Below are 26,627 nucleotides of genomic sequence, written 5' to 3' on the forward strand. Positions count from 1 at the left end.
GATTGCCCACGTGTTACTCACCCGTTCGCCACTAATCCACCCCCGAAAGGGCTTCATCGTTCGACTTGCATGTGTTAAGCACGCCGCCAGCGTTCGTCCTGAGCCAGGATCAAACTCTCCGTGAATGCTTCATCAGCAACCACCGAAGAGCGGCACCACCGGGAGGAATCATCCCGGCATGCACAACATCCTCGCTGATCAATCTCAAAGAAACCCCACCCCACAAAACTATGAGGCACGAGGTATCAACATATCTGGCGTTGACTTTTGGCACACTGTTGAGTTCTCAAAGAACGGACGATCCCTTCAAAACCCCTCACAGGGCCTCTCCGGACGTTTCCCTCTCGGTGAAACCGACCTTACCAGAATTGCTTTCCGATTCCGTTCCCGGGTCGGTCCGCGGATTCCAGTGCGCGGGCGCCTCCGGACGAAGATCGTCCGGTACCCGCTGAGGTGGAGCCGTAAACGTACTCGAGCGGAGCGCCAGGAAGCAAATCGAGGCGCCCCGCCCGGTGTTGGGCGTCAGACCTCCACGACCACGGGGAGGATCATCGGCCGGCGGCGGTAGGTGTCGGACACCCACTTGCCCACCGTGCGCCGGACCAGCTGCTGCAGTTGGTGCGTCTCCGCGACGCCGTTCTGCGCCGACTTGGCCAGGGCCTCGCCGATCTTCGGCACGACCTGTTCGAAGTCGGCGTCGTCGATGCCCGATCCGCGTGACTGGATGTGGGGACCGCCCGCGATCTTGCCCGTGCTGCTGTCCACCACGATGAAGACCGAGATGATGCCCTCGTCGCCCAGGATGCGGCGGTCCTTCAAGGAGGACTCCGTCACATCGCCGACGGAGAGGCCGTCCACGTAGACGTACCCCGCGTGCACCTTGCCCGAGATCTTGGCCTTGCCGTTCAGCAGATCGACGACCACGCCGTCCTCGGCGATGACCACCCGGTCACGGGGAACGCCGGTCTGAGCCCCGAGTTCGGCGTTGGCGCGCAGGTGGCGCCACTCGCCGTGCACCGGCATCAGGTTCTTGGGCCGGCAGATGTTGTAGAAGTACAGCAGTTCGCCGGCGGAGGCGTGGCCGGAGACGTGGACCTTGGCGTTGCCCTTGTGGACGACGTTGGCGCCCCAGCGCGTCAGGCCGTTGATGACCCGGTACACGGCGTTCTCGTTGCCGGGGATGAGCGAGGACGCCAGGATCACGGTGTCGCCCGGGACGATGCGGATCTGGTGGTCCCGGTTGGCCATCCGCGAGAGCGCCGCCATCGGTTCGCCCTGGGAACCCGTGCAGACCAGGACCACTTCGTCGTCGGGAAGGTCGTCGAGCGTCTTGACGTCGACGACCAGGCCCCCCGGGACGTTGAGATAGCCCAGGTCGCGCGCGATGCCCATGTTGCGGACCATCGAGCGGCCGACGAAGGCCACCCGCCGCCCGAACTCGTGGGCGGCGTCGAGGATCTGCTGGATGCGGTGCACATGGCTGGCGAAGCTCGCCACGATGATGCGTTTCTGCGCGCTCGCGAAGACCTGCCGCAGGACGTCCGAGATCTCCCGCTCCGGCGGGACGAAGCCGGGGACCTCGGCGTTCGTCGAGTCGCTCAGCAGGAGGTCGATGCCCTCCTCACCCAGGCGCGCGAAGGCACGCAGATCCGTGAGGCGCCCGTCGAGCGGGAGTTGGTCCATCTTGAAGTCGCCGGTGTGGACCAGCATTCCGGCGGAGGTGCGGATGGCGACGGCCAGCGCGTCCGGAATGGAGTGGTTGACCGACACGAACTCACAGTCGAAGGGCCCGATGCGCTCGCGGTGGCCTTCGGTGACCTCCAGCGTGTACGGGCGGATGCGGTGCTCCTGGAGCTTCGCCTCGATGAGCGCGAGGGTCAGCTTGGAGCCGATGAGGGGGATGTCGGGCTTCTCGCGCAGCAGGAAGGGGACGCCGCCGATGTGGTCCTCGTGCCCGTGTGTGAGCACGATGCCGTCGATGTCGTCGAGACGGTCCCTGATCGAGCTGAAGTCGGGCAGGATCAGGTCGATGCCGGGCTGCTCCTCCTCCGGGAAGAGGACGCCGCAGTCGACGATCAGCAGGCGGCCCGAGTACTCGATGACCGTCATGTTGCGGCCGATCTCGCCCAGGCCGCCCAGGGGTGTGACCCGCAGGCCGCCGTCGGGGAGTTTCGGCGGCGAGCCGAGTTCGGGATGCGGATGACTCAAAAGACTCTCCTCACCACGCGTGCCACGGCCCCCTGCCTCCGGCTCGGGGGTCCCTGTGGGGCACGTGGCACGCGCGATATTCGTTAATGCGTTTGATACGAATGATGCGAATTCGTCTGTCGACGTCTGTGCTCAGATCTGTACGCCGCCGTGTGCGAGGTCATGCCTGAGCTGGTGGGTCTCCTCGGGGGAGAGCTCCACCAGCGGCATCCGCAGCGGCCCGCCGGGCAAGCCGCGCAGCGTGAGGGCGGCCTTCGCCGTGATGACACCCTGGGTGCGGAACATGCCCGTGAAGACCGGCAGCAGCTTCTGGTGGATCTCGGTGGCCTTCGTGACGTCGCCGCTCAGGTGGGCCTCCAGCATCGAGCGCAACTCGGGCGTGACGAGGTGCCCGACGACGGAGACGTAGCCGACCGCGCCCACGGACAGCAGCGGAAGGTTCAGCATGTCGTCACCGCTGTACCAGGCGAGCCCGCTCGTGGCGATGGCCCAACTGGCACGCCCCAGGTCGCCCTTGGCGTCCTTGTTGGCGACGATACGCGGGTGCTCGGCCAGCCGGACGATCGTCTCGGTGTTGATCGGGACGCCGGACCGGCCCGGGATGTCGTACAGCATCACGGGGAGATCGGTCGCGTCGGCGATCGCGGTGAAGTGACGGAAGAGCCCTTCCTGCGGTGGCTTGCTGTAGTACGGCGTCACCGCCAGGAGGCCGTGGGCGCCGGCCTTGGCCGCGTCGCGGGCCAGTTCGAGGCTGTGCGCGGTGTCGTTCGTGCCGGCTCCGGCGACGACGTGGGCGCGGTCTCCGACCGCTTCGACCACGGCCCGTACGAGCTGGGCTTTCTCTACATCGCTGGTGGTCGGGGACTCGCCGGTGGTGCCGTTGACGATCAGGCCGTCGTTCCCGGCATCCACCAGATGGACGGCGAGCTGCTGCGCGCCGTCGAGATCGAGAGCGCCGTCTGCGGTGAACGGCGAGACCATCGCGGTCAGGACCCGCCCGAAGGGCGTGTGCGGTGTAGAGGTCGGAGCCATGGGGTCCACGCTACTCGCAGCCCGCCCTCTCGCGCCCCCTCGGGGCCGTGGTGAAGGTCATCCCGGATGCGGGCCCGCGTTCCGCAGGAGAGACCCGGCACTGCCCGCTCGGGGGTTCAAGCAGTGCCGAGCCTTGTTTTCAGCGTAGACGTACTTCACGAAAGCCCGCAATACGGACAGAGGGAGGCTACGGGGCCACCCGGCCGTTGGCGTTGAAGGCCGCGTAGGTCAGAGGCATCAGCTTCGCCCACTGCTCCTCCATCAGCTCCCCCACCATCTCGATCTCGCGCTGCGGGAAGGAGGGCACCTTCGCCTGCTCGTGCTGGGTGCGCAGACCGAGGAAGTGCATGAGCGAGCGGGCGTTGCAGGTGGCGTACATCGAGGAGTACAGCCCGACCGGGAGGACGGCACGAGCGACCTCCCGCGCGACACCCGCGTCCAGGAGCCGCCGGTAGGTCTCATACGACTGACGATAGGACTCCTCCATGGCGCCGGCCGTCAGCTCGTGCTGCTCCGGGGTCCCCTCGGTGAACTCGTACTTGCCGGGACGCCCCTGCTGGACGAGCTTGCGGGAGGCGGCAGGTGTGTAGAAGACCGGCTGGAGCTCGCGGTAGCGGCCGGACTCCTCGTTGTAGGACCAGCCGACGCGGTGACGGTGGAACTCGCGGAAGACGAAGAGCGGGGCGCTGACGAAGAAGGTCATCGAGTTGTGCTCGAAGGGACTGCCGTGCCGGTCCCGCATCAGGTAGTTGATGAGCCCCTTGGAGCGCTCGGGGTCCTTGTGCAGCTCCTCCAGCGACTGCTCTCCTGCCGTGGAGACCCGCGCCGCCCAGAGCACGTCCGTGTCGGCGGCACTGTGCTTGACGAGCTCGACGGTAACCTCACCGCGGAAGGCGGGGGCGGGAGCCTGATCGGGGGTTTCGGTCACTGGCGGGTCCTTCCGGTACGTACTGCTGCCAGGGCGCGCCCAGCCTACGGCGCTCCGTCGACAGTCCGCCGACGTACCACCGCGGGAGGCTCCGCCGCGGGAGTCAGGCAGTTGACGGACCGCCTCGCGCTCCTCGGCCGGGATCAGGGCCGCTCTCACTTCCTGCGCCTGAAAAGACCCTTTCGTCCGGACAAAAGGGTCTGTCTTTTGAGAAAGGGCACCCCGGTGCACGAAGTCGTCAGGGCGCTTGATATTTTTCACAGAACGTTCGCGGGATGAGGCACTTCACCGCCCTCCGCGGCGTTCTTCCCCATGAACCCCGTTTCTACGATCCCGACAGGAGTCGCCTGCCCATGCCCAGCCGCGGAGAGTCCGTACCGTTCGCGTTCATTGCCGACGCCGACCGGTTCCGCAGCAATGTCACGCCCCCGCCGCGTGCCGAACGCAGCCTCACCCAGCGGGCCGGCAGTGCGCTGTTCGGCCTGACCGTGGTCGCGGGGCTGATCGGCTCACTCCTTCTGGGCGTTCCGGCTCTCGATCCGGACGAGCAGGATCGTCAGGGCGGCTCATCCGCCGCCGAGGGCCGCTGAGCCCCTGCCGCCGCAAGGCCGCCTCCCGTGCGCCCCGCCACGGCCGGAGACGTCCCGCCTCCGGCCGTCCGGCACCCTCTGACACGCCGCCCGGACCAGCCGGGCTGGCCGGTGCCCGTATAGCTCGCTAGTGTCCTCGCGCACCACCCGATCGAGTCCACATGCGAGCGAGGACCAGCAGTGCCCCTGCAATTTCTCACGGCCGAAGGCCAAGCAGGCACGGCCGAGGCGGCGGAGACCCCGCTGCCGCACGACGCCCGCGAGCGCTGGCGCCGCCCGTACCGTCCCGGTCCCTGGCGCGTGGCAGCCGGAGCGCTGCTTCTGCTGCTCGCCTCCTACCTCCTCTTCTCCGCGCTGATCATCGCGCTCGCCGGTTCGCTGCCGGGCGCAGCGGTGTGTCTGGGCTCCGCGCTGCTGGTGGTCGCCCTCGCACTGCGGCTGCTGCGCATGGGCATGTGGGTGTGCGCGCACGGGCTGCGGCGTGTCGGGCTGCTGACCACCGTGACCCTGAACTGGGGCGAGGTGGCGGCTGTCCGTACGGTGCAACAGCCCGTCCGGTGGCTGGGGCTGCCCCGTACCGTGCAGGGCCAGGCGCTGGCCGTCGTACGCGCAGGTGACGGCGAACCGCTGCGCACCCTGTTGACGGACCACAACGCGGACTTCCTCGCACGGCCCGAGGCTTTCGACCGCGCGGCCGACGTCCTGGAGGGCTGGGCCGCGGAGTCACGCCAGTGCCACGACGGCTAGGACGCGGGGCTGTCCTGGCCCTCGCCGGCGCCGTCGCGTGCCCCGTCGCAGCCACTGTCGGCATTGCCGTTGCCCTTGCCCTTGCCCTTGCTGGCGCCGTCGCCGTCGCCGTCGCCGTCGCCGTCGTGCAGTGAGATCGCACGCTGCATGGCCCTGCGTGCCCGCGGGGTGTCACGTGCGTCGTGGTAGGCGACGGCGAGGCGGAACCAGCTGCGCCAGTCGTCGGGAGCCCGTTCGGTCTCGGCCTGCCTTCTGGCGAACACCTCGTCGGCGGAGTCCCTGTCGATGCGCCCCGACGGCGTGCGCCTCAACTCGTCCACTGGGAGCTCGCCCTCGGCCTCCAGTTCACGGGCGAGCCGGCCGGCGTTCCGGGCGAAGCGCGTGGTGTGCCACAGGAACCAGAGGCCGATCAGCGGCAGGACGAGCACCGCGAGACCGAAGAGCACCGTGACGGGCGTCCCCTGCTGGATCAGCAGCACTCCGCGGCTGCCGACCAGCACGAAGTAGAAGACGAGCAGGAGCGCCAGCGTGAAGTAGGTGATCTTCGCGCGCATGTGCTTCATCGGTCCAGGTCGAGGAAGTGCTCCAGCCCGAAGGTGAGCCCGGGGACGGAGCCGACGCGGCGCACTCCGAGCAGCACACCGGGCATGAAGGAGCTGCGGTGCAGCGAGTCGTGCCGGATGGTGAGCGTCTCGCCCTCGCCGCCGAGCAGCACTTCCTGGTGCGCGACGAGCCCGCGCAGCCTTACGGCGTGCACCGGTACCCCGTCGACGTCGGCGCCGCGCGCCCCCTCCAGGGAGGTGGTCGTGGCGTCGGGCTGCGCGGGCAGTCCGGCCTCCTCGCGGGCCGACGCGATCAGCTGCGCGGTGCGGGCGGCCGTGCCGCTGGGGGCGTCGGCCTTGCCGGGGTGGTGCAGCTCCACGACCTCCGCCGACTCGAAGAAGCGGGCTGCCTGCGCGGCGAAGCGCATGGCCAGCACGGCGCCGATGCCGAAGTTGGGGGCGATGAGCACACCGGTCGCCGGTGAGGCGGCCAGCCGGTCGCGTACGGTCTGCAGCCTCTCCTCGGTCCAGCCGGTCGTGCCGACGACTGCGTGGATGCCGTTGGCGACGCAGTGCTCCAGGTTGCCCATGACGGCTTCGGGGTGAGTCAGGTCGACTGCGACCTCGGTGCCGGCGGCGGTGAGTGCGTCGAGGCTGTCGTCGCGGTCGAGGGCGGCGGCCAGCTCCATGTCTTCGGCGGCCTCCACGGCACGTACGGCCTCGGACCCCATTCGTCCGGCGGACCCCAGTACGGCCACACGCAGCTTGCTCATTGTCTCGATTCCTTCGCGGTGTGCACGGGTCGGGAGGCGGAGGGCGGTGCCGGCTCGGGCGGGTCAGGCGACCGCGTCGTGGAGCCGGTCCGACTGGCGGTCGGTGAGGGGGCCGATGACGGCGAGCGACGGGCGCAGACCCAGCACGTCGCGGGCGACGGCCCGTACGTCGTCGGGTGTGACGGCGGAGATCTTGGCCAGCATGTCGTCGACGGACAGCTGCTCCCCCCAGCACAGCTCGCTCTTGCCCAGGCGGTGCATGAGAGCGCCGGTGTCCTCCATGCCGAGGACGGTGGAGCCGGCCAGCTGCCCGACGGCACGCTGCAGTTCGTCGTCCGGCAGCCCGTGGGTGGCCGCATGGTCCAGCTCGTCCCGGCAGATCTTCAGCACATCGGCCACCTGACTGGGGCGGCACCCGGCGTAGACGCCGAAGAGGCCGCAGTCGGCGAAGCCGGAGGTGAAGGCGTACGTGCTGTAGGCGAGCCCGCGCTTCTCGCGGATCTCCTGGAAGAGGCGGGAGCTCATGCCGCCCCCGAGGGCGGTGGTGAGGACCCCGAGCGCCCAGCGGCGGTCGTCGTTGCGGGAGACGCCCGGCATGCCCAGGACGAGGTGGGCCTGTTCCGTGCGGCGGTCGGAGAGTTCGACGCGTCCGCGTGCGCGTACGGGGCGCGCACCGGTGCGCGGCCCGGCCGGTTCCGCGCCGGCGTCCGCGGTGCCGAGGGCACCCGCCCGGTCGAAAGCGGTCCGCACCTGCTCCACGACGGTGTCGTGGTCGAGGTTGCCCGCCGCGGCCACGACCAGGCGCGGCGGGTCGTAGTGCTTGCGGTAGAAGCGGGCGATGCGCTCACGCGTGAGGCCGTTGACCGTCTCGACGGTGCCCAGTACGGGACGGCCGAGCGGCGAGTCCCCGAGCATCGTGTGCGCGAAGAGGTCGTGAACGCAGTCGCCGGGGTCGTCCTCCGTCATCGCGATCTCTTCGAGGATGACGCCGCGCTCGGACTCGATCTCGGCGGGGTCGAGCACGGAGCCGGTCAGCATGTCGCCCACGACGTCGATGGCGAGGGGGAGGTCGGTGTCGAGGACGCGTGCGTAATAGCACGTGAACTCCTTGGCCGTGAAGGCGTTCATCTCGCCGCCGACAGCGTCCAGCGCGGCGGAGATCTCCAGGGCGCTGCGCCGCCGTGTCCCCTTGAAGAGCAGATGCTCCAGGTAGTGGGTGGCTCCGTTGAGCGCCGGGGTCTCGTCACGGGAACCGACGTGCGCCCAGATCCCGAAGGTGGCGGAGCGCACGGTGGGCACGGTCTCGGTGATGACCCGCAGTCCGCCCGGCAGGACGGTCTTGCGGACGTCTTCGCCGCCGGACATCTGCTTCACCCTCGCTGTTGTACGGGCGACGGCCCGCCCCTCCGTGATGGTGGGGCGGGCCGTCGCACGGTGCGTACGTGTCACTGGTCACCGGCGGCGGCGTCCGCCGACGCGCCGTCCTGCTCCGGGGACGCCTCGGAACCCTCGGCCTCCTCCTCCAGGACGGGGATCAGCGAGAGCTTGCCGCGCTGGTCGATCTCGGCGATCTCGACCTGGACCTTCTGGCCGACGCCGAGGACGTCCTCGACGTTCTCCACACGCTTGCCGCCGGCGAGCTTGCGGATCTGCGAGATGTGCAGCAGACCGTCCTTGCCGGGAAGCAGGGAGACGAAGGCACCGAAGGTGGTCGTCTTCACGACCGTGCCCAGGTACCGCTCGCCGACCTCGGGCATCGTCGGGTTGGCGATGCCGTTGATCGTGGTGCGGGCGGCCTCGGCGGCCGGGCCGTCGGCGGCACCGATGTAGATGGTGCCGTCGTCCTCGATGGTGATGTCGGCGCCGGTGTCCTCCTGGATCTGGTTGATCATCTTGCCCTTGGGGCCGATGACCTCACCGATCTTGTCCACGGGGATCTTCACGGTGATGATCCGCGGGGCGTTCGGGGACATCTCGTCCGGGACGTCGATGGCCTCGTTCATCACGTCCAGGATGTGCAGACGCGCGTCGCGGGCCTGCTTGAGCGCCGCGGCCAGCACGGAGGCCGGGATGCCGTCCAGCTTGGTGTCCAGCTGGAGAGCGGTGACGAACTGGCGCGTTCCGGCGACCTTGAAGTCCATGTCGCCGTAGGCGTCCTCCGCACCGAGGATGTCGGTGAGGGTGACGTAGTGCGTCTCGCCTTCGATCTCCTTGGAGATCAGGCCCATGGCGATGCCCGCGACCGGTGCCTTCAGCGGCACACCGGCGTTCAGCAGCGACATGGTCGAGGCGCAGACCGAGCCCATGGACGTCGAGCCGTTGGAGCCCAGCGCCTCGGAGACCTGGCGGATCGCGTACGGGAACTCCTCGCGGGTCGGCAGCACCGGCACGAGTGCGCGCTCGGCGAGGGCACCGTGGCCGATCTCGCGGCGCTTGGGGGAGCCGACCCGGCCGGTCTCACCGGTGGAGTAGGGCGGGAAGTTGTAGTTGTGCATGTAGCGCTTGCGGGTCACCGGAGAGAGGGTGTCCAGCTGCTGCTCCATGCGCAGCATGTTCAGCGTGGTCACGCCCAGGATCTGGGTCTCGCCGCGCTCGAAGAGCGCCGAGCCGTGCACCCTCGGGATGGCCTCGACCTCGGCGGCGAGCGTCCGGATGTCCGTGACGCCGCGGCCGTCGATGCGCTTCTTCTCCTTGATGACGCGCTCGCGGACCAGTTCCTTGGTCAGCGTGCGGTACGCGGCGGAGATCTCCTTCTCGCGGCCCTCGAACTGCGGGATCAGCTTCTCGGCGGCGAGGCTCTTGACCCGGTCCAGCTCGGCCTCGCGCTCCTGCTTGCCGGCGATGGTCAGGGCCTGTGCCAGCTCGTCGCGTACGGCCTCGGTCAGGGCGTCGAGCACGTCGTCCTGGTGGTCGAGGAAGACGGGGAACTCGGCGACCGGCTTGGCGGCCTTCGCGGCGAGGTCCGACTGGGCCTTGCACAGCACCTTGATGTAGGGCTTGGCCGCATCGAGACCGGCGGCGACGACCTCCTCGGTCGGCGCCTCGACGCCGCCCTTGACGAGTTCGACGGTCTTCTCGGTGGCCTCGGCCTCGACCATCATCACCGCGACGTCGCCGTCGGGCAGCGTACGGCCGGCGACGACCATGTCGAAGACGGCGTCCTCGAGCTCGGTGTGGGTCGGGAACGCCACCCACTGACCGCGGATGAGGGCGACGCGGGTGGCGCCGATGGGGCCGGAGAAGGGCAGGCCCGAAAGCTGAGTGGAGCAGGAGGCGGCGTTGATCGCGACCACGTCGTAGAGGTGGTCGGGGTTGAGCGCCATGATCGTCTCGACGATCTGGATCTCGTTGCGCAGGCCCTTCTTGAAGGAGGGGCGCAGCGGGCGGTCGATCAGGCGGCACGTGAGGATCGCGTCCTCGGACGGGCGGCCCTCACGGCGGAAGAAGGAGCCGGGGATCTTCCCGGCCGAGTACATCCGCTCCTCGACGTCGACCGTCAGGGGGAAGAAGTCCAGTTGGTCCTTGGGGTGCTTGGAGGCGGTGGTGGCCGACAGCACCATGGTGTCGTCGTCCAGGTAGGCCACAGCCGAGCCGGCTGCCTGCTTGGCCAGACGGCCGGCCTCGAAGCGGATGGTGCGGGTGCCGAACGTGCCGTTGTCGATGACGGCTTCGGCGTAGTGGGTCTCGTTCTCCACCAGGGATATCTCCTCGTCTGCGTCCGCCGCCCGTGTGGCGGCGGACCGTCTGCGGAGGAGCGCTCCGTGTGCGAACCGGTCTTCGATCGAAGCACCCGGAACCGTCTGGGTGTCCGGGGGCCACTACCGAGGACCGGCGACGGGCGGGGCGCCCCTGCCGCGTCTCTGTCTGCTGTGCGGTTGTTCGGTTGTTCGGTCGTGCCTTGTGGATCTGTGCCGGGGCGCCACTTCGGACGTCCCGCACGACGACGTCGTGCACGCCGTGCTGGGACCAGACTACAAACCTTCCGGTCCCCGGAGATACGGCGAAGGGAGCGGCCCCCTGCGAACGGGAACCGCTCCCCTCACCGGTGTCTCAGCGGGCGCCCGCCGCGCCGCGGCGGATGCCGAGGCGCTCGACGAGGGCACGGAAGCGCTGGATGTCCTTCTTCGCCAGGTACTGCAGGAGGCGGCGGCGCTGGCCGACCAGCAGCAGCAGACCACGGCGCGAGTGGTGGTCGTGCTTGTGGCTCTTCAGGTGCTCGGTCAGGTCCGAGATCCGGCGGGAGAGAAGCGCCACCTGGACCTCGGGGGAGCCGGTGTCACTCTCCTTGGTGGCGAACTCGGAGATGATCTGCTTCTTGGTCGCGGCATCGAGAGACGACACGCGTACTCCTCTTGGGGTTCTTGCCGACGAGCGCCCCTGGTCTTCGTCTCAGGGGATGCTTCGGATACTCGTGGGGCCGGGTCAGCTTACCAGCGCGGAACGGGCGTCCCGCCGCCCCCCTGCCGGGGCGGACAGGACGCCCGTCACACGCGTCGCGCCCGGGTGGAGGCGTCAGCTCGTCATGCTGCGCGCCGCGGAGTAGATCTCCATCACCGCCAGGCACAGCGGCAGCAGCGACAGGAGCACGAACGTCTCGAAGATCTCCAGGAAACGGCCCCAGAAGGGGGTCAGACCCTTGCGCGGGACGATCAGTCCGACAGCGGTGACCAGTGCCGCAGCCGCAGCTATGGAGGCCGTCAGCCAGATCGTACGCAGGTCGAGCGCGCCCGCGTCACCGGCGGCGATCTCCCGCAGGATCTCGGCCGGGGGGTTGAGGGAGAGACCCAGGGCCAGCAGCGAGATGGCCGTGATGCCGGCGACGAGGGCACAGCTGACCTGGGAGGTGTACCGGAAGAGACGGGCGCGCAGCAGCATCGCCATACCGGCGGCCAGGGCGAGCAGCTGGCCCCAGCCCGAATCGGAGAAGCCCAGCACGGCGGAGGCCGCCACGACCACGGCCGCACATCCGCCGACGAGACCGACCAGCATCTCGTGGCCGCGGCGCGCCTGGGCGGCGATGCGCTCGGCGTCGACGGGGCCGCGGGTCTCGGGAGCCGCGTCGGGGTCGGTGTCGTAGTCGACGGCGGACGTGCCGGGTGCCTCGTAGCCGATCGGCAGCCGCGCGAAGCGCGCGGAGAGGCCGGGCAGGAACGCGACGGTGCCGACGGCGAGGGGGACGCAGATGGCGGCCGTCTCTACCGCCTCGATGTCCGTGATGCTCGCGACGAAGGTGACGAGGGTGCCGATGACGGCGGCGAAGGCGACGGCCACGAACGGTCCGTCGCCGTTGGGCGTCACCGCGATGAGCACGACGGAGGCGACGAGGACGGCGACGCAGCCCAGCAGGAACTGCAGCCGCCCGATGCCCTCCCCCTCGGACAGGGGCAGCAGACCGGAGCCGGCGATCATCACGTGCGGCATGGCGCCGAGCCCGAGGGCGATCGCCGAGGCGCGGTCTTCGTAGACCCTTCCGCGTACGGCGGCGAGAGCGACGAGCATCACACCCGCAACGGTGGCGAGGATGCCCGGGAGGCTGTGCATGTCGTGCGCGACGGGGTCGGCGTACCACAGCACGAACGCCATCAGCGTCAACAGCACGCCGCCGCCGATGAGTCCGGCACCGCGCAGGAGGCTGTCGCCCCACAGCTTGCGGTCCCGGGTGACGGCCGAGGCGACCGCGTCGGAGACGTCGTCGAAGACGGCGGGCGGCAGCGACTCCGCGAACGGCCGCAGGCTGAGCACCTCGCCGTCGAAGATGCGCTGGGCGACGAAGGAGCGGGAGCTGTCGAGCACCGTGCCGTCACGGCGCACCAGGTGGTAGCCGACCGGCGCGCCCTCGCCGGGGGTCTGCCCCGACAGCCGGAGGATCTCCGGGTAGATGTCGGCGACCGGAATGTCCTCCGGCAGCGCGACGTCGATGCGGCTGTCCGGCGCGACGATGGTGACCCGGCAGAAGCCCGTACCGGACGGGGCGCCGGAGCCGCCGCCGGAGCTGTGGCCGGTGGCCGCCGCAGAGGCCGTCGTACTCACCTGTGAATCCCCCTCATTCGCCTTCTCCCACCGCCTGTGCCGGGACGCCTGAACACGTGGCGCGCACCATGGGCACGCATCGCACACCGGATGCTCACACGCTCGTCATCCGCCCGCCCGACGAGGGCCGCCGGGGCGCCGATTCGCAGGTGTGCACACAATGCGCGTCACCCTACCGCTCCACGCCGGCTCGTAGTGCAAGTAGGATCCACTCGCGCGGATGGAGTCCGTCGCCACGGGGGCGTCGGCATCGAATTGTCCCGTCCGTACGAGGGAATTGGTGCGCACGTGAGCCAGATCGTCGTCAAGCGTCCGCCAAGGGCTCTGCCGCCTGACGTACCCACCGAGCAGGTGCAACTGGAGCCTCCCCCCGAGCTGCCGCGCGGCCAGCAGGAGGGCATGCTGCTGCAGATCATGCCGATGCTCGGCATGGGCGGCTCGGTGGTCTTCTTCTTCATGCCGAACGCTCACCCCTTCATGCGCATCATGGGCATGGTGATGATCGCTTCGACGGTCGCCATGGCCGTCGCCATGATCATCCGTCACCGCCGCGGCACCCAGGGCCAGTTGGGGCAGACGCGGCGGGACTACCTCAAGTACCTGGCACAGACCCGGCGGAAGGTGCGCAAGACCGCGCGCAAGCAGCGCGACGCGCAGTTCTATCTGCACCCCTCCCCCGACCAGCTGTGGGCGCTGGTCGCCGAGGGCAGCCGCGTGTGGGAACGGCGCGCAGGGGACGAGGACTTCGGGCAGGTACGGATCGGGCTGGGCGCACAGCAGCTCGCCACGCCCCTCGTCGCGCCGGAGACCGCCCCCGTCGACGAACTGGAACCGCTGACTGCCGGCGCCATGCACCAGTTCCTCAACACGCACGGCACGCTGGACGGACTGCCGATGGCGGTGTCGCTGCGCGCCTTCTACCACATGACGATCAGCGGCGACCCGGAGTCCGTACAGGGCACCGCCCGCGCGCTGGTCGCCTCGCTCGCCGCGCTGCACTCACCCGACGACCTGCTGATCGGGATCGCCGGCGGACGCGGCGCGGTGCGCAAGTGGGAGTGGGCCAAGTGGCTCCCGCACGCGCAGTCGTCCGACTCGACCGACGGGGCGGGGGCCTCGCGTCTGATCACCGACGACGCCGGCGAGCTGGAGGACCAGCTGGCCTCCCGGCTGGAGGGCAGGCCGCGCTTCAACGCCGCCGGCCAGCCGCTGCTGGAACAGCCGCACGTACTGATCGTGCTCGACGGTGCGATGGTGCCGCCGAACTCCATGCTCGCGGCCGCCGAAGGGCTGCAGGGCGTCACGGTCGTCGAGGTCGTGCCGGGAGAGATGGAGGGCGCGCGCGGCGGGCTGTCCGTCGTCGTACGCCCCGGCACGCTGGAACTGCAGTCGGGGCAGGGCCTGGTCTACGACGGAACGCCGGACGTCCTGTCCGAGGAGGCCGCCGAGGCCGTGGCGCGGCAACTCGCCCCACTGCGCATGGGATCGGGCGGCGACGACGACGAACCGCTGCTGGCGAACCTGGAGTTCACCGAACTGCTCAACCTCGGAGACGCCGCCTCCGTCGACGTCTCCCGCACCTGGCGGCCGCGCTCCGTGGCGGAACGCCTGCGCGTACCGATCGGTGTCGGTGAGGACGGCCAGCCCGTCATGCTCGACCTCAAGGAGGCGGCACAGGACGGCATGGGCCCGCACGGTCTGTGCGTGGGCGCCACCGGTTCCGGCAAGTCGGAGTTGCTGCGCACGCTCGTGCTCGGCCTGGCCGTCACCCACTCCTCGGAGACCCTCAACTTCGTTCTCGCGGACTTCAAGGGCGGCGCGACCTTCGCGGGCATGGCGCAAATGCCGCACGTTGCGGCTGTGATCACAAACCTCGCGGACGACCTGACGCTCGTCGACCGCATGGGCGACTCCATCCGGGGCGAACTCAACCGCCGCCAGGAGATGCTGCGCGACGCGGGCAACTACTCCAACATCCACGACTACGAGAAGGCGCGTGCCGCGGGCGCACCGCTCTCCCCGATCCCCTCGCTCGTCCTCGTCATCGACGAGTTCAGCGAACTGCTCACCGCCAAGCCCGACTTCATCGACATGTTCATCCAGATCGGCCGCATCGGCCGGTCGCTGGGCGTGCATCTGCTGCTGGCGTCGCAGCGGCTCGAGGAGGGCCGCCTGCGCGGCCTGGAAACGTACCTGTCCTACCGCGTGGGCCTGCGCACCTTCTCCGCAGCCGAATCCCGGGCCGCGCTGGGCGTGCCGGACGCGTACCACCTGCCGTCCATCCCGGGCTCGGGCCTGCTGAAGTTCGGCACGGAGGAGATGACGCGCTTCAAGGCGGCCTACGTCTCGGGCGTCTACCGTTCGGGATCGGGCGAGGACCGCCTGCCCTCCGGCCCGATTCCCGCCGACCGGCGGCCCGTTCCCTTCACCGCCGCCCATGTGCCGGTCGTGAGCGTGGAGCCGGACCCCAAGGCCGCGTCCGTACCGGCGCCGCGCCCGGCCGAGGACGACGCGCTGGCCGACACCGTGCTCGACGTCGTCGTGCGCCGCCTCGAAGGCCAGGGCACTCCCGCGCACCAGGTGTGGCTGCCGCCGCTCGACAGCAGCGCCCCCATGGACGAACTGCTCCCCGGGCTCGCACCCGTCGAGGGCCGCGGCCTGACACAGCCCGACTATCCGCACCTCGGCCGGCTGGTGGTGCCGCTCGGCCTGGTAGACAAGCCCTTCGAGCAGCGCCGTGATCCGCTCTACCGGGACTTCTCCGGGGCGGCGGGCCACATGCTCGTCATCGGCGGTCCCCAGTCCGGCAAGTCGACGCTGATGCGCACGCTGGTCTCGTCGTTCGCGCTGACACACACCCCCTACGAAGTGCAGTTCTACGGACTGGACTTCGGCGGCGGCGGCATGTCGGCGGTGGCGGACCTGCCGCACGTCGGCGGCGTCGCCTCCCGCCTGGACCCCGAGCGCGTACGCCGTACGATCGCCGAGGCCTACGGCATCCTCTCGCGCCGCGAGGAGTACTTCCGCGCCAACAACATCGACTCCATCGCCACCTTCAGGCGGCGTCGCTCGCGCGGTCAGATCACCGACCAGCCGTGGGGCGACGTCTTCCTCGTCATCGACGGCTGGGCCAACTTCAAGAACGACTACGAGGGCCTGGACGGAGTCGTCACCGACATCGCCGCGCGCGGACTGGGCTACGGCGTGCACCTGGTCATCACGGCCACCCGCAGCATGGAGGTCCGAGCGGCGCTGAAGGACCAGTTGATGAACCGGCTGGAGCTGCGCCTCGGCGACACGATGGACTCGGAGTTCGACCGCAAGGTCGCCGCGAACGTGCCCGCCGGCGTCCCCGGCCGCGGCCAGACCCCCGACAAGCTGCACTTCATGGGTGCCGTCCCGCGCATCGACAGCATCCACTCGGACGACGAGATCTCCGAGGCCACCGCGGCGATGAACAACGAGGTCACCCGGCACTGGACGGGCCCGTCCGCACCCGCCGTACGGCTCCTGCCGCGCGAACTGCCCGCGAGCCAGCTGCCGAAGGGCGGCGACCAGCCGGAGCGCGGCGTCGCATTCGCCATCGACGAGAACAACCTGGAGCCCGTGTTCGTCGACTTCGAGACGGACCCGTTCTTCCTGGTCTTCGGCGAGAGCGAGTCGGGCAAGACGGCAGTGCTGCGGCTGCTGGCGAAGCAGATCTCGGAGCGGTACGCAGAGAACGAGGCGAAGATCGTCGTCGGCGACTACCGCCGCTCGCTGCTCAGCGCGATCCCGGAGTCGCACCTGCTGGAGTACGCACCGATGTCCAACTCCATGGAGGCGCACATGAACGCCCTCCAGGACCTGATGCAGCGCAGGGCACCCGCCTCGGACGTGACACCGCAGCAGCTGCGGGACCGCAGCTGGTGGACCGGGCCGACCATCTTCGTCATCGTCGACGACTACGAACTGGTCGCCACCTCCAGCGGGAACCCGATGTCCGCGCTGACGGAGAACCTGCCCTTCGCCCGTGACGTGGGCGTCCGCTTCATCATCGCCCGCAGCTCCGCCGGCGCCTCACGCTCGATGTTCGAGCCGTTCATGCAGCGCATCAAGGAACTCGGCGCGCAGGGCGTCGTGCTCTCCGGCGACCCCGGCGAGGGCGACGTACTCGGCAACGTACGGCCGCGGCCGATGCCGCCCGGACGGGGATTCTTCGTCTCACGCAAGCGGGGAACGCCGCTGGTTCAGCTCGGATGGATGCCGGACAGCATTCAGTGACCGACAGTGAAGTACCGTAGCGGTCAGTGGATTTCACCGGATCTCACCGAGGCTTCACCGAGGTCCGGCCTCAGCTCCCCCGCAGGGGCGCCGGGTTGGTTGCACTCTCTTGCAACACCGGCGCCCCGGTCCGTGCACATCGCCGAAAGGACGCCTGGTCAATGGCTACCGAGCAGGAAAAGGACGAGCTGTACGCCATGGACATCTCCGACGCCGTGTGGGAGAGCGCTCCGGGAGGCCCCGAGGAGGAGAGGGTCGAGATCGCTCACCTGCCGGGCGGTGCGGTGGCGATGCGCAACTCCAAGGACCCGGACACGGTGCTGCGGTACACGCAGGCCGAGTGGCGGGCGTTCGTACTGGGGGCGCGGGACGGGGAGTTCGACCTGGAGCAGTGAGGCGACGGGCCGCGCCGGTCCCCGGCCTGTCACCGGGCACGGCCCCGGGTCGCGCGGAGCCGGGTTCGAGCGCGGCCGGGTCGCGCGGGGCCGGGTCGCGCGGGGCCGGGTCGCGCGGGGCCGGGGGACCAGGAGGCTAGAAGACCGGCATCGCCGTCAACTCCCCTTGGCGAAGTACGAAGACCCGGTTTCCCGCTGCCGCCATCCTCTGCTTGCCGCCCTGGCTCGCGCTGTGCAGCCAGGCCTCGGACCCGTTGCTCGTCCGGACGGTCGCGATTCCGGCGGCGCCGGACCGGTCGAGCCCGATCCACACGCTGTGGCCCTGGACCACGGGCGGGTCGAGCGGGGGGAGGTCGTAGGAGAGGCCGTAGGCCCAGGACTGGCTGCCGTCCGAGGCCCTCCGCCGCTGGAGCTCCAGCCCGTCGGCGGCGTACACGGAACCGCCGTGAACAGCGGGCGCGGTCCAGCCGTCCGAATCCTGTGAGCCCCGGGAGACGGAGGGGAAGGACCACCGCTCCTTGCCGCTGGTCAGGTGAAGCGCTGTCAGAGAGTGACCGCCGAGATAGACAACACCGTTCCGGACAACCGGAACGAGAGACTTGCCGCCCTGCCCCCGTCGCTCCCATGCACGTTCGCCAGACCGGGAGTCGAGCGCCACGACTGATCCGTCATGGCCCGAGAGGACCAGTCGGCCGTCCTCGGCAGCCGCTTCGACGGGCGCCTCGTTCGACTCGGCCACAGCAGCAGCTACTGTCCAGAGAACTTTGCGGGACTTGAGAGCGACGGCCCGGTACTGCCCGTCACGGGTGACAAAGTAGACGGCGTCTCCGTCGGCAGCGAGCAGCCTGCTCACAAGGGCTTTCGACGTCCACAATCGCTTGCCGCTCAAGCTCGCGACCGCCGTCAGCGAGCCGCCGCCGTCGACACCCAGAACCATACTGTTGCCGAGGGCCGGGAGAAGACCTGCGCTGGGCGAGAGCCCGTTGATCTTCCATTCACGATTGCCGTCGGCAACGCTGTACGCCTCCACCCCGCCCTGCGTACCGACGACCACAACGTCCCCCAAGGGCAGCGGTGCGGGAGATGCCTTGTCCGCACCTTTGACCGGTCCCCACAGCGCACGTGGCGGATTGTCCCGGGCTCCCGGAGGAGAAAGGAGCTTCGCCGCCTTCGATGCGCGCTCCCCCTGCTCATCCGGCCTCAGCAGCCACCATGCGCCGGACCCCAGTACCGCAGCCAGAGCGGTCCCACCGCCGGCGAACAGCGACAGAGCCCGTCGGCGACCGGCCCCGGGGCTGGAGGTTTCGTCGGCCGGGAAGGCGACGAGGCGGTCGGCCTGAGCTTCGCGAGCGCTGATGTCCTCCGCGAGTGAACCTTCACGCCAAGCCTGATCAGCACGCCGCGGAGGTGCGAGGACCTGGATCAACCGGTCTGGGGATGGCCGATCGGCGGCATCCTTGGCGAGACACGTCCCGATCAGCGACCGCAGCCGAGGAGGGACGGCGTCCAGGCGTGGTTCTCCGTGGACCACCTCATACTGGACAGCGGCGATGTGGCCGGCCTCGTAGGCTCGTTGACCACTCGCCGCGTATGCGAGGACGGCGCCGAGGGAGAAGACGTCGGCCGGCGGCCCGGTGCGCTGCCCGAGCACCTGCTCGGGAGCACCGTAGCCGGGGGTGACCGGAGCCTGGCCGGTGGTGGTCAGGGTCAGGCCGTGTTCCGGACGTGCGATGCCGAAGTCGATCACTCGGGGGCCCGACGAAGTCAGCACGACGTTGGGCGGCTTGAGATCCCGGTGCACGAGCCCTGCCGCGTGCACGTCCTGCAGCGTATGCGCCAGCGCGGCTCCCAGAGCACGGACTGCGGCTTCGGGGAAGGCACCGTACCGCTCCACGGCATCGTCGAGGGTGGGCCCTGCGAGGAACTCCGTCGCGATCCAGGGACGTCCGCCCTCCGTCTGCGCTCCCAGAACCCGTGCGACACCTTTGCTGCGCACCGACGTGGCAGCCTCCGCCTCCCGTACGAACCGGCGCGCCATGCCCTGATCGTGCGCGAATTCGGGCTTGAGCACCTTCACCGCCGCGGCACCCCCCGCGCTGTCCCTCCCGAGGTAGACCTGTCCCATCCCCCCTGCTCCGAGGATGCCGATGAGACGGTACGGGCCGAGGCGGACGGGATCGCCGGGGCCGAGAGGGTTCATGATGTGTGCCTTCCGGAAGGAGAACGACAGGGACGAACAGGGGACGCGATCATTCGAGCGGGACAGCCGCAACCGTGTTACCGCTGGCGACGATCACCTTCCCCGCATCCCTGTGCACGACCGCCGACCTGAGAACGCCCCCGCCTCTCGGCCCGTTGACGGGCCACGCTGTCGCGTGGGTGCTCAGATCGACAGCTTTGAGCCATCTGCGTTCGTCGACAGTCCCGTACACGTACTTCTTTCCGACCACAGGAGGGCTTTCGAACTCCGGCACCAGCGAGTTGTTCCTCTCCTCCCAGGAGATCTCGCCGGTACCCGCGTCCAGTGCGACGAATCCGCGCTTGCCCTCGGCGACGTAGACCACGCCGTCCTTCACCGTGGGCGGTCCGTACCGACGGTTCCCCTTGACGAAGTCCTGCCCCATGTCCCGCTTCACGCCGAAGCTCCAACTCCTCCGCCCATCGCGCAGGCGGACGGCCCACACTTCACCGAAGCCGACAAACGCATGGGTGTCCGTTGCCGCGATCCGGCCGGGGGTCAGCCTGGAGTCGGCGGCGTATGAACCGGCCGGGAACGTCTTCTTCCAGAGCAGCTCACCCGTGCGAGTGTCCCGCACGGACATCTCGTTCAGCTTCGCCAGGAGCAGATACCGGCCCGCGACGGATGCGATAAGTGCCTCAGGGCCTTCGGACTGTGGAGCGCTGCCGATCGCCTGCCGCCACTTCACCTCTCCGGAGCGAAGGTCGAACCGGACGAGGCGATACCCCTTCTTGATATCGCTCACATCCGGATCGCGGGTCACCGCGTAGAGCGAGCCGTCGGCAACCGTCAGGAGTGAACTGGCGGATCCCTCGAATTCAGCGGCCCGAATCGCCGATCCCTTGAATCCTCCGGATTCAAGGTCCACTTCGGCGATTTCGAGTCCTCGCGCCGCCAAGTCGGGCATGGCCCACAGTTTCTCCCCGTCCGTGGTGACCGTGTAGCTGTACACGTCCTCCGTCATCGTCCATCGCGGTTTGCCGCTCTCGGCGTCCAGCCCCACGAGCCCGTCCTCGGTGAAAACGGCCAGCATGGACCCGACGGTCAGGGGGGCGCTGAGGCTGCTGATCTCCGCGGTGTCCCGCTTCCAGGACAAGTCCGGCGGTACGTTCGCCGGGCGGGACGACGTGGCCGGTCCGGAACCGTCCTCCGAGCCGTCGCCAGAGGCCAGGTTCCAGGCACCGAAGCCGGCACCTGCCAGCGCGAGTGCCCCACCACCGTAGACGGTCAGGATCCTGCGCCGGGGCATCCCCGGGGAACGGCCGGCAGGCAGGGTCACTTCCTCCTCGTCACTCGGCGCAGGCAGTCGCTGCGGGACGGGCTCCCACACATCGGCACACCGACGTGCAATGTCCGCGAGTACACCGCTGGGCAGGTGGTCGGCGAAGTCACTGTCACGTGCCCCAAGTTCCGCACCCAACTCCGCAGTTCCGGGCCGTTCGTGAGGATCCTTCGCCAGACACCGCGCCAGCGCGGGCACCAGTCCTGCCGGTACCCCTGACAGGTCCGGCTCGCCGTATCGCACGCGATACAGAAGATCGGCCGGCTGTCCACTCCCGAAGGGGCCATGTCCCGTGGCAGCGAATATCAGGACGCCTGCGAGGGCGAACAGGTCACCCGCTGCAGTGTGCTCCTGCCCCGTCGCCTGCTCGGGTGACATGAAGGCCGGAGTGCCCGCCGCCGCACCAGTGTTCGTCAGCCGGTCGTCACCGATCGCCCGGGCGATGCCGAAATCGATGACCTTCGGCCCGAACGCTGTGAGCAGGATGTTGGAGGGCTTGAGGTCCCGGTGGAGAACGTCGGAGCCGTGGAGTTGTCGGAGCGCTTCACAGAGCATCTGGCCCAGTGCCCGGACGCACTGTTCAGGCAGCGGCCCGCAGAGCGCGACCGCGTCGTCCAGAGGTGGTCCCAGTACGAACTCCGTTGCCAGCCAGGGAATTTCAGCGATGGGGTCGGCGTCGACGACCTCGGCGCCGTACCTTCCGCCAATGACACGCGCTGCGTCTGCCTCGAGCCGGAAGCGGGTGCGGAAGGCGGTGTCGGCCGCGATACGCGCATGCATCGTCTTCAGCGCCACCGAACGTCCACGGGGCGAGCGGCCCAGGTACACGACTCCCATACCACCGCTGCCCAGGCGGGCGACGAGGCGATAGTCGCCCAGATTCTCCGGGTCCTGGTGCGTCAACGGGTAAAGCAAGGTGATCAGTCCACTGGGAGGGCGTATACGGACTTCTTGTTCCGGACGAGTGCCTGGCCCCTCGTCCGTCCGACGACTGTTCCTGCGAAGCTGCGCTGCTTGCCGTCCCCCACGGGGGTGAAGCGCCACAGGAGTGAGCCGTTCCGCGCGGCGTGGGCGTCCACCGACGTGCCGTTGGACGCGAGAACTGTGCGACCGGAGTGACTCAGCGCGGTCGGCGGAAACTCCAGCGAAACGGAGACGAGACCGGTCTCGTTGCCGTTGTCCTTCTTCCATTTCACGGCACCGTTCGCGGCGTCCAGCGCGTAGGTGTACTTGTTGGTGTCCGTCACGTACAGAGTCCCCTTGTGGTGAACCGCTTCGCCCAGATGTCCCTCCGCCGAGGTGAAGGTCCACTTGGGGTCGCCGTCGCGGGCCGCGAAAGCTGCCAGTGTCTTCTCCACTGAGGCGACAAGCAGATCTCCGGGAGCACCGATTGTGAGGGTGTCGTCACCGGCGCCGATGCCCTTGTACCTCTGCTCCCACTTCTTCTTTCCGCTGCGACGGTCCAATGCGAAGAAGGAGCCGTCCCCCGCCTGTACGAGGAGGAGCTCACGTCTGAGCACCGAGTTCGCCTTGCCCAGGGGCTGCTTGAGGGGGACGCGCCACAATTCCTCACGCGCGGCAGCGTCGTACGCCACAACGGTGCAGTCCTCCTTCGCCGGGTCGTGGGAACGGGGTCTTGCGTCGAACCACAGAACACCATCGGAGTAGGCGAGCGGGGCGTGCAGAGCCAGGCCGTCTCCGCGGCCGTACCGTCGCTCGGACCAGTGCACCTCTCCTGTCTCGGCGTCCACCGCCTTGAGGGAGGCGCCGGGCAGAAGCAGCATGCCGTGACCGAGTGCTTCTGGCCGGCCTGTGAGCGGGAGTTCACCGAACTCCCAAATACGTTCGCCCGTACGAAGGTCGATACCCACCGCGCCCTTCCCGGTGGGGAAAGCGGCCACCCGCTCTTCCCAGATGACCGGCGGCAGTGAACTTCTCCCGGCCGGCAGGGGGGACGACCACGACGGTTGGGGCGCCGCTCCCTTGACACGACGAGGCCGTGCGGACGGTGCGGTGTCATCGCCGTCAGCGAAGGCAAAAGCGCCCAGCCCTCCAACCGCCAGCCCTGTCATGCCTGCCACGGCACCGATCAAGAGTGAACGGCGACGGGGAGTCGTGCCGTACGAAGCGGCGTCCGTCTGCGTCTCGCCGACGGGCGGAGCGGTCGCATCGGCAGCTGTCAGCGCGGAGCGCACCATCGTTTCCTGCTGCTCGATGGCTGCGGAGACCGAAACTGGAAGCCAGCTCTGGTTGGGACGGGTCAGGGCCGCCAACTGCACGGCGAGCGCCGTGCCTTGGGGGCGCTGCAATGGGTCGGGGTTCCAGCAGGCACGGATGATCGGACGCAGTTGCTCGGGTAGCGAGGACAGGTCGGGGTTCGGCCGGCCGCCGGCCGCGTATGCGAGCACCGAGCCCAGGGCATGAACATCCCCTGCCGGTTCGGGATTCCCACTGCGTGCGTCTTCCGTCGGCACACCACACTCCGGCCGGACATGAGAGTTGCTTCCCGGGCGCGATCCCGCAGCGCGCAGGAAGCCGAAGCCGAGGAGCCGTGGACCGTCGTTGCCGAGGAGGACGGATGAGGGGCTCAGTCCTGCGTACACGATTCCGCTGGCGTGGTTGGCTGCGAGCGTACGCGCGATCGCGGCTCCCAGCGCCCCGACCGTCGATTCGGGAAGGGGCTCGCCGAGCGCCGCCAATGCATCGGGCAGGAGCAGGGAGGGGACGTACGGCGTAGCCGTCCATGGCAGTTCGGAGTCGGCCGGGGCGACCGCGGTGGCCGGCAGAGAGGCCTCACCGAGCAGTCGCTTCGACTTCTCCCCCTCCGCACGCATGAGGATACGAAACGCCACATCGCGCTCCAGCGAACGGGGCGGGACGGTGACGATGACGGGGCCGCTCGAAACCTCAGTCCCAATGGCGAGGAAGTGCCTGGCGACGCGGGCCTCCCCGTCACCTCCCAGTTCACTGATGACCTGGAACGGCCCTATGTACTGCGGCTGTTCCACACCTTCCCCTTCCTCTCCTCGGCTGAGATTCGACGGCGGGTGCAAGGACTCAGCCGCCGAGATTCGCACGAATCACGTACCTACTCGACGGGCAGTGCGTACACGGATTTGTTGTGGAGCACGAACATCGTCCGGTCTGCGAAAGTGATCAGACGTCCGGGGTCGACAGCGAACCCCCCGAACGTTCCACTGACATCGGAGAAACGCCACAACAGGTCGCCGTTGCCGGCCTCGACCGCCACAATCTCGTCCTTGTTGACGATCAGGACCGTCTTGCCCGACTGGGAGACGCGCACAGAAGCGGGGTCACCGAGATCTTCCGCAGCGAGAAGCCCGTGGTCACGGTGCCAGACGAGGTCTCCGGTGTTTTCCTCCACCGCGTACAGGTTCGCCAGCGAATCCACTGCGTACACGCGGCCGTCATGTACTGCGGGCTCCCCGAACTTGGTCGCCTGGGACCGTGTCTTGAGAATCCAGAGTGTCTTACCGTCGGTGAGGTTCACTGCTCGCAGATTCTCCGGTGTCGGCATGACGAAGGCTCCCCCGGCCAGCGGCACCACGTGGGTCTCCAAGGTGACGCCGTCATAGGTCTTGACTCGGCCCGTTCGGCCGTCCTTCCTGGCGACCTTGATAAAGCGCTTCTTCTCCTGCGGGCTCGCCAGCGAGTCGTTGCCGTAGACCTCCGGGAGCACGAAAGAGTCCCCATCCGGGACCACCTTCCGGCCCTGTCTGTGACGCGGCTCGAGTGGCTGCAGCGAAAAACCATCCGGTAGGTCGCTGCGCCATTTTTCGCGTCGCTCTCCGGGGTCGAACGCGACGAGGGCAGTCGAACCGTCCTGGGCTTCCACCGTGAACCAGATCACTCCGTCCCAGGAACCGATCACGTTCTGGAGGTCTCCCTTGGCCTCCGTGTTGTCGTACTCCTGCGCCCGCCAGCGCACCTTTCCCGATTTCGGAGAGAGGAAGTTCGGCGGCCCTGTGTCGGCCAGCATGATCAGGTTCGCTCCGGCGCCGACCGGTGGCCCCAGGGGCGACATGCCGTCTGTGTTCCACAGCTTCTTCCCGGTGCGGGCGCTCAGACCTACGCACTCGCCCGCTCCCGTGACCACGAGGATCTTGTCGCGCCAGACGTACGGGGCGTTGTTGGGCGCATCACCGGCAATTCGATACGCCCACAACGGTGTCGGTGGGACTCCCGAGACCTCCCGGTGAGACGGTCCGGTCCCACCGACGATTCCCAGAGCCGACGCAGCCGTGAAACCGGACGCACCCAGCGCAATTCCCGCTGCGCCGCCTGCGGTTCCGGTGAGCAGACTCCGGCGCGAGGGTAGCCGGACGCCGGGGAGTCGGATCGCCGTCGTAGCAGCGGAACTGGATGAGCCGCGCACACCAGGCGAGTCTGCCCCGGTCGGGACCGCTACGGCGTGGCCCGGTTCCACCACTGGCCCCGCCTTCTGCGCGGCCTGGCCCGGAATCTCGTCGTTCTCGGCCGCCAATGTCAGGGCAGTCTGCTCGGCGATCGCTGCGATGACCCGTCCCGGCAGCCACCCAGGCTCCAACAATCTCGCCGAACCACTTGTTCCGCCGTCCAGCATCGTGACCGGCCGGGACGGCCCGCCTGTCGTGGCCGAGGGACCAAGCCCGTCCAGTTCGGTCGGCGGAGCCCCGGCGGGAGCTCGGTTCTCGGTACCCGGGCGGGGCGTCAGCCCCTCCAACAACTGCGCCGAAGTGGGGCGGGCCGCCGGGTCCCGCCGCATGCAGGCCAGGATGATGTCCTGCAACTCGTCGGGAAGTTCACTCCGCTCAGCTGTCATGTGCCCGGTGGCCGCGTAGGAAAGCACGGCCCCCAGGGCGTACACGTCCCCCAGTGGTCTCGGCCGTCCACCGACCAGTTGCTCGGGTGCCATGCATTCCGCCACGAGGCCGGGGGCGCCGGAACGATCTTGGCCGTCGGGCACAGCGCATCGCACTGCCCCGAACCCCTCCAGCCGGGGGCCGTCCGCCGCGATCAGGAACGATGTGGGGGTGATACCCGCGTGCGAGAAACCTGTCGAATGGAGGCTTGCGAGTGCCTCAGCCGCCACGGCACCCAGGGCCCTTACTGTCCGCTCGGGAAGTGGGCCCCTGTTCGCGGTCAAGGCCTCGGTCAGAGGGAGGGCGGGGCTGTACCGAGTGACGTACCAGGCGGGCCGGTCAGCCTTCTCAGCGATATCCACCACCTGTGTCAGCCAAGTGTGGTGTGAAGAAGCGAGGCGCCGCACCTGCTCCGCCTCTGCGCGGAAACGCGCTTCGTAGGCCCCGTCATTCGTGAACTCGTTTCTGGGCACGGTGACCACTACGGTTTCATCGCCGTCCGCTGTGCGCCCAATGTACCGTTGCTGAGCCGAAGGCAGTCGTCCCATCGACCGTTCGAAACGGCCGACAACCCTGTACGGGCCCAGTCGGCGGGGGTCGTCCAGCCGCAGCGATTCCATTCACTCCCCCAGGTAGAAATTCCCCGTGGACTCTAGTCGGCGTGCATGAATGCAAGAACGGCAGGGAGGGGCCTGGGGGACGCACGTCAAGTGGCGGTCCATGTTCCACTGAGCGG

Annotated in this window: 16 protein-coding genes, 1 rRNA gene and 1 pseudogene; 4 read left to right on the plus strand and 14 right to left on the minus strand. The window is 68.9% G+C overall.

What is annotated here, in order from left to right:
- The 4 genes from H343_RS0124675 to thyX form a co-directional block, all read right to left on the minus strand.
- Window positions 1-125: ribosomal RNA gene (locus H343_RS0124675) — 16S ribosomal RNA — on the minus strand; the annotation flags it as partial.
- Between the two features lie 397 nt (window positions 126-522).
- A complete protein-coding gene (locus H343_RS0124680) occupies window positions 523-2,208 on the minus strand; it encodes a ribonuclease J (protein WP_028433293.1) in 1,686 nt (561 codons plus the stop codon).
- A 132-nt stretch (window positions 2,209-2,340) separates the two neighbouring features.
- Window positions 2,341-3,240 carry a 4-hydroxy-tetrahydrodipicolinate synthase gene (gene dapA / locus H343_RS0124685; RefSeq protein WP_028433294.1) on the minus strand — a complete coding sequence of 300 codons (900 nt, stop codon included), beginning with the start codon at window positions 3,238-3,240 and terminating at the stop codon, window positions 2,341-2,343.
- A gap of 187 nt (window positions 3,241-3,427) precedes the next feature.
- On the minus strand, window positions 3,428-4,168 hold the full coding sequence (gene thyX, locus H343_RS0124690) for an FAD-dependent thymidylate synthase (protein ID WP_028433295.1): 741 nt from the start codon (window positions 4,166-4,168) through the stop codon (window positions 3,428-3,430).
- Between the two features lie 353 nt (window positions 4,169-4,521).
- On the opposite strand from thyX, the gene H343_RS0124695 reads away from it, so the two are divergent.
- Together H343_RS0124695 and H343_RS0124700 are read left to right on the plus strand one after the other, a co-directional pair.
- Window positions 4,522-4,758, plus strand: a complete 237-nt coding sequence (locus H343_RS0124695) for a hypothetical protein (protein ID WP_028433296.1) — start codon at window positions 4,522-4,524, stop codon at window positions 4,756-4,758.
- Between the two features lie 180 nt (window positions 4,759-4,938).
- Window positions 4,939-5,505 carry a hypothetical protein gene (locus tag H343_RS0124700; protein ID WP_028433297.1) on the plus strand — a complete coding sequence of 189 codons (567 nt, stop codon included), beginning with the start codon at window positions 4,939-4,941 and terminating at the stop codon, window positions 5,503-5,505.
- A 119-nt stretch (window positions 5,506-5,624) separates the two neighbouring features.
- On the opposite strand, the pseudogene H343_RS32755 reads toward H343_RS0124700, so the two are convergent.
- From H343_RS32755 to eccD, 6 genes and pseudogenes are all read right to left on the minus strand, one after another.
- A pseudogene (locus H343_RS32755) lies at window positions 5,625-6,059 on the minus strand (hypothetical protein); the annotation flags it as partial.
- 5 nt (window positions 6,060-6,064) lie between these two features.
- A complete protein-coding gene (dapB, locus tag H343_RS0124710) occupies window positions 6,065-6,820 on the minus strand; it encodes a 4-hydroxy-tetrahydrodipicolinate reductase (RefSeq protein ID WP_028433298.1) in 756 nt (251 codons plus the stop codon).
- Between the two features lie 63 nt (window positions 6,821-6,883).
- On the minus strand, window positions 6,884-8,269 hold the full coding sequence (locus tag H343_RS0124715) for a M16 family metallopeptidase (RefSeq protein WP_028433299.1): 1,386 nt from the start codon (window positions 8,267-8,269) through the stop codon (window positions 6,884-6,886).
- A complete protein-coding gene (locus H343_RS0124720; RefSeq protein WP_028433300.1) occupies window positions 8,266-10,515 on the minus strand; it encodes a polyribonucleotide nucleotidyltransferase in 2,250 nt (749 codons plus the stop codon). The genes H343_RS0124715 and H343_RS0124720 overlap by 4 nt, the downstream gene beginning before the upstream one ends.
- 355 nt (window positions 10,516-10,870) lie before the next feature.
- Complete coding sequence (gene rpsO / locus H343_RS0124725) at window positions 10,871-11,161, minus strand: 30S ribosomal protein S15 (RefSeq protein ID WP_028433301.1); 291 nt, start codon at window positions 11,159-11,161, stop codon at window positions 10,871-10,873.
- A gap of 171 nt (window positions 11,162-11,332) precedes the next feature.
- The gene (gene eccD / locus H343_RS0124730; protein WP_028433302.1) at window positions 11,333-12,850 is read right to left on the minus strand and encodes a type VII secretion integral membrane protein EccD; all 1,518 of its coding nucleotides are present in this window, start codon (window positions 12,848-12,850) and stop codon (window positions 11,333-11,335) included.
- A gap of 288 nt (window positions 12,851-13,138) precedes the next feature.
- Between eccD and H343_RS0124735 the strand changes: the two genes are divergently transcribed.
- Both H343_RS0124735 and H343_RS0124740 read left to right on the plus strand, forming a co-directional pair.
- Window positions 13,139-17,113 (plus strand): type VII secretion protein EccC, encoded by a 3,975-nt coding sequence (locus H343_RS0124735; protein WP_028433303.1) that lies wholly within the window; start codon window positions 13,139-13,141, stop codon window positions 17,111-17,113.
- Between the two features lie 161 nt (window positions 17,114-17,274).
- Window positions 17,275-17,508: a DUF397 domain-containing protein gene (locus H343_RS0124740; RefSeq protein ID WP_028433304.1), complete on the plus strand. Its 234-nt coding sequence runs from the start codon at window positions 17,275-17,277 to the stop codon at window positions 17,506-17,508.
- 136 nt (window positions 17,509-17,644) lie between these two features.
- Here the strand turns inward: H343_RS0124740 and H343_RS0124745 are convergent, their stop codons facing one another.
- The 4 genes from H343_RS0124745 to H343_RS34540 form a co-directional block, all read right to left on the minus strand.
- Window positions 17,645-19,708, minus strand: a complete 2,064-nt coding sequence (locus H343_RS0124745) for a serine/threonine-protein kinase (RefSeq protein WP_028433305.1) — start codon at window positions 19,706-19,708, stop codon at window positions 17,645-17,647.
- Between the two features lie 49 nt (window positions 19,709-19,757).
- Window positions 19,758-21,944, minus strand: a complete 2,187-nt coding sequence (locus H343_RS0124750; protein WP_028433306.1) for a protein kinase domain-containing protein — start codon at window positions 21,942-21,944, stop codon at window positions 19,758-19,760.
- 5 nt (window positions 21,945-21,949) lie between these two features.
- Complete coding sequence (locus H343_RS33685) at window positions 21,950-24,037, minus strand: outer membrane protein assembly factor BamB family protein (RefSeq protein WP_051265978.1); 2,088 nt, start codon at window positions 24,035-24,037, stop codon at window positions 21,950-21,952.
- Window positions 24,038-24,117: 80 nt separating this feature from the next.
- Entirely contained in the window at window positions 24,118-26,511 is a 2,394-nt protein-coding gene (locus tag H343_RS34540) for an outer membrane protein assembly factor BamB family protein (RefSeq protein ID WP_078506089.1), read from the minus strand.
- Between the last annotated feature and the right edge of the window lie 116 nt (window positions 26,512-26,627).

The sequence above is a fragment of the Streptomyces sp. TAA204 genome (assembly GCF_000424965.1).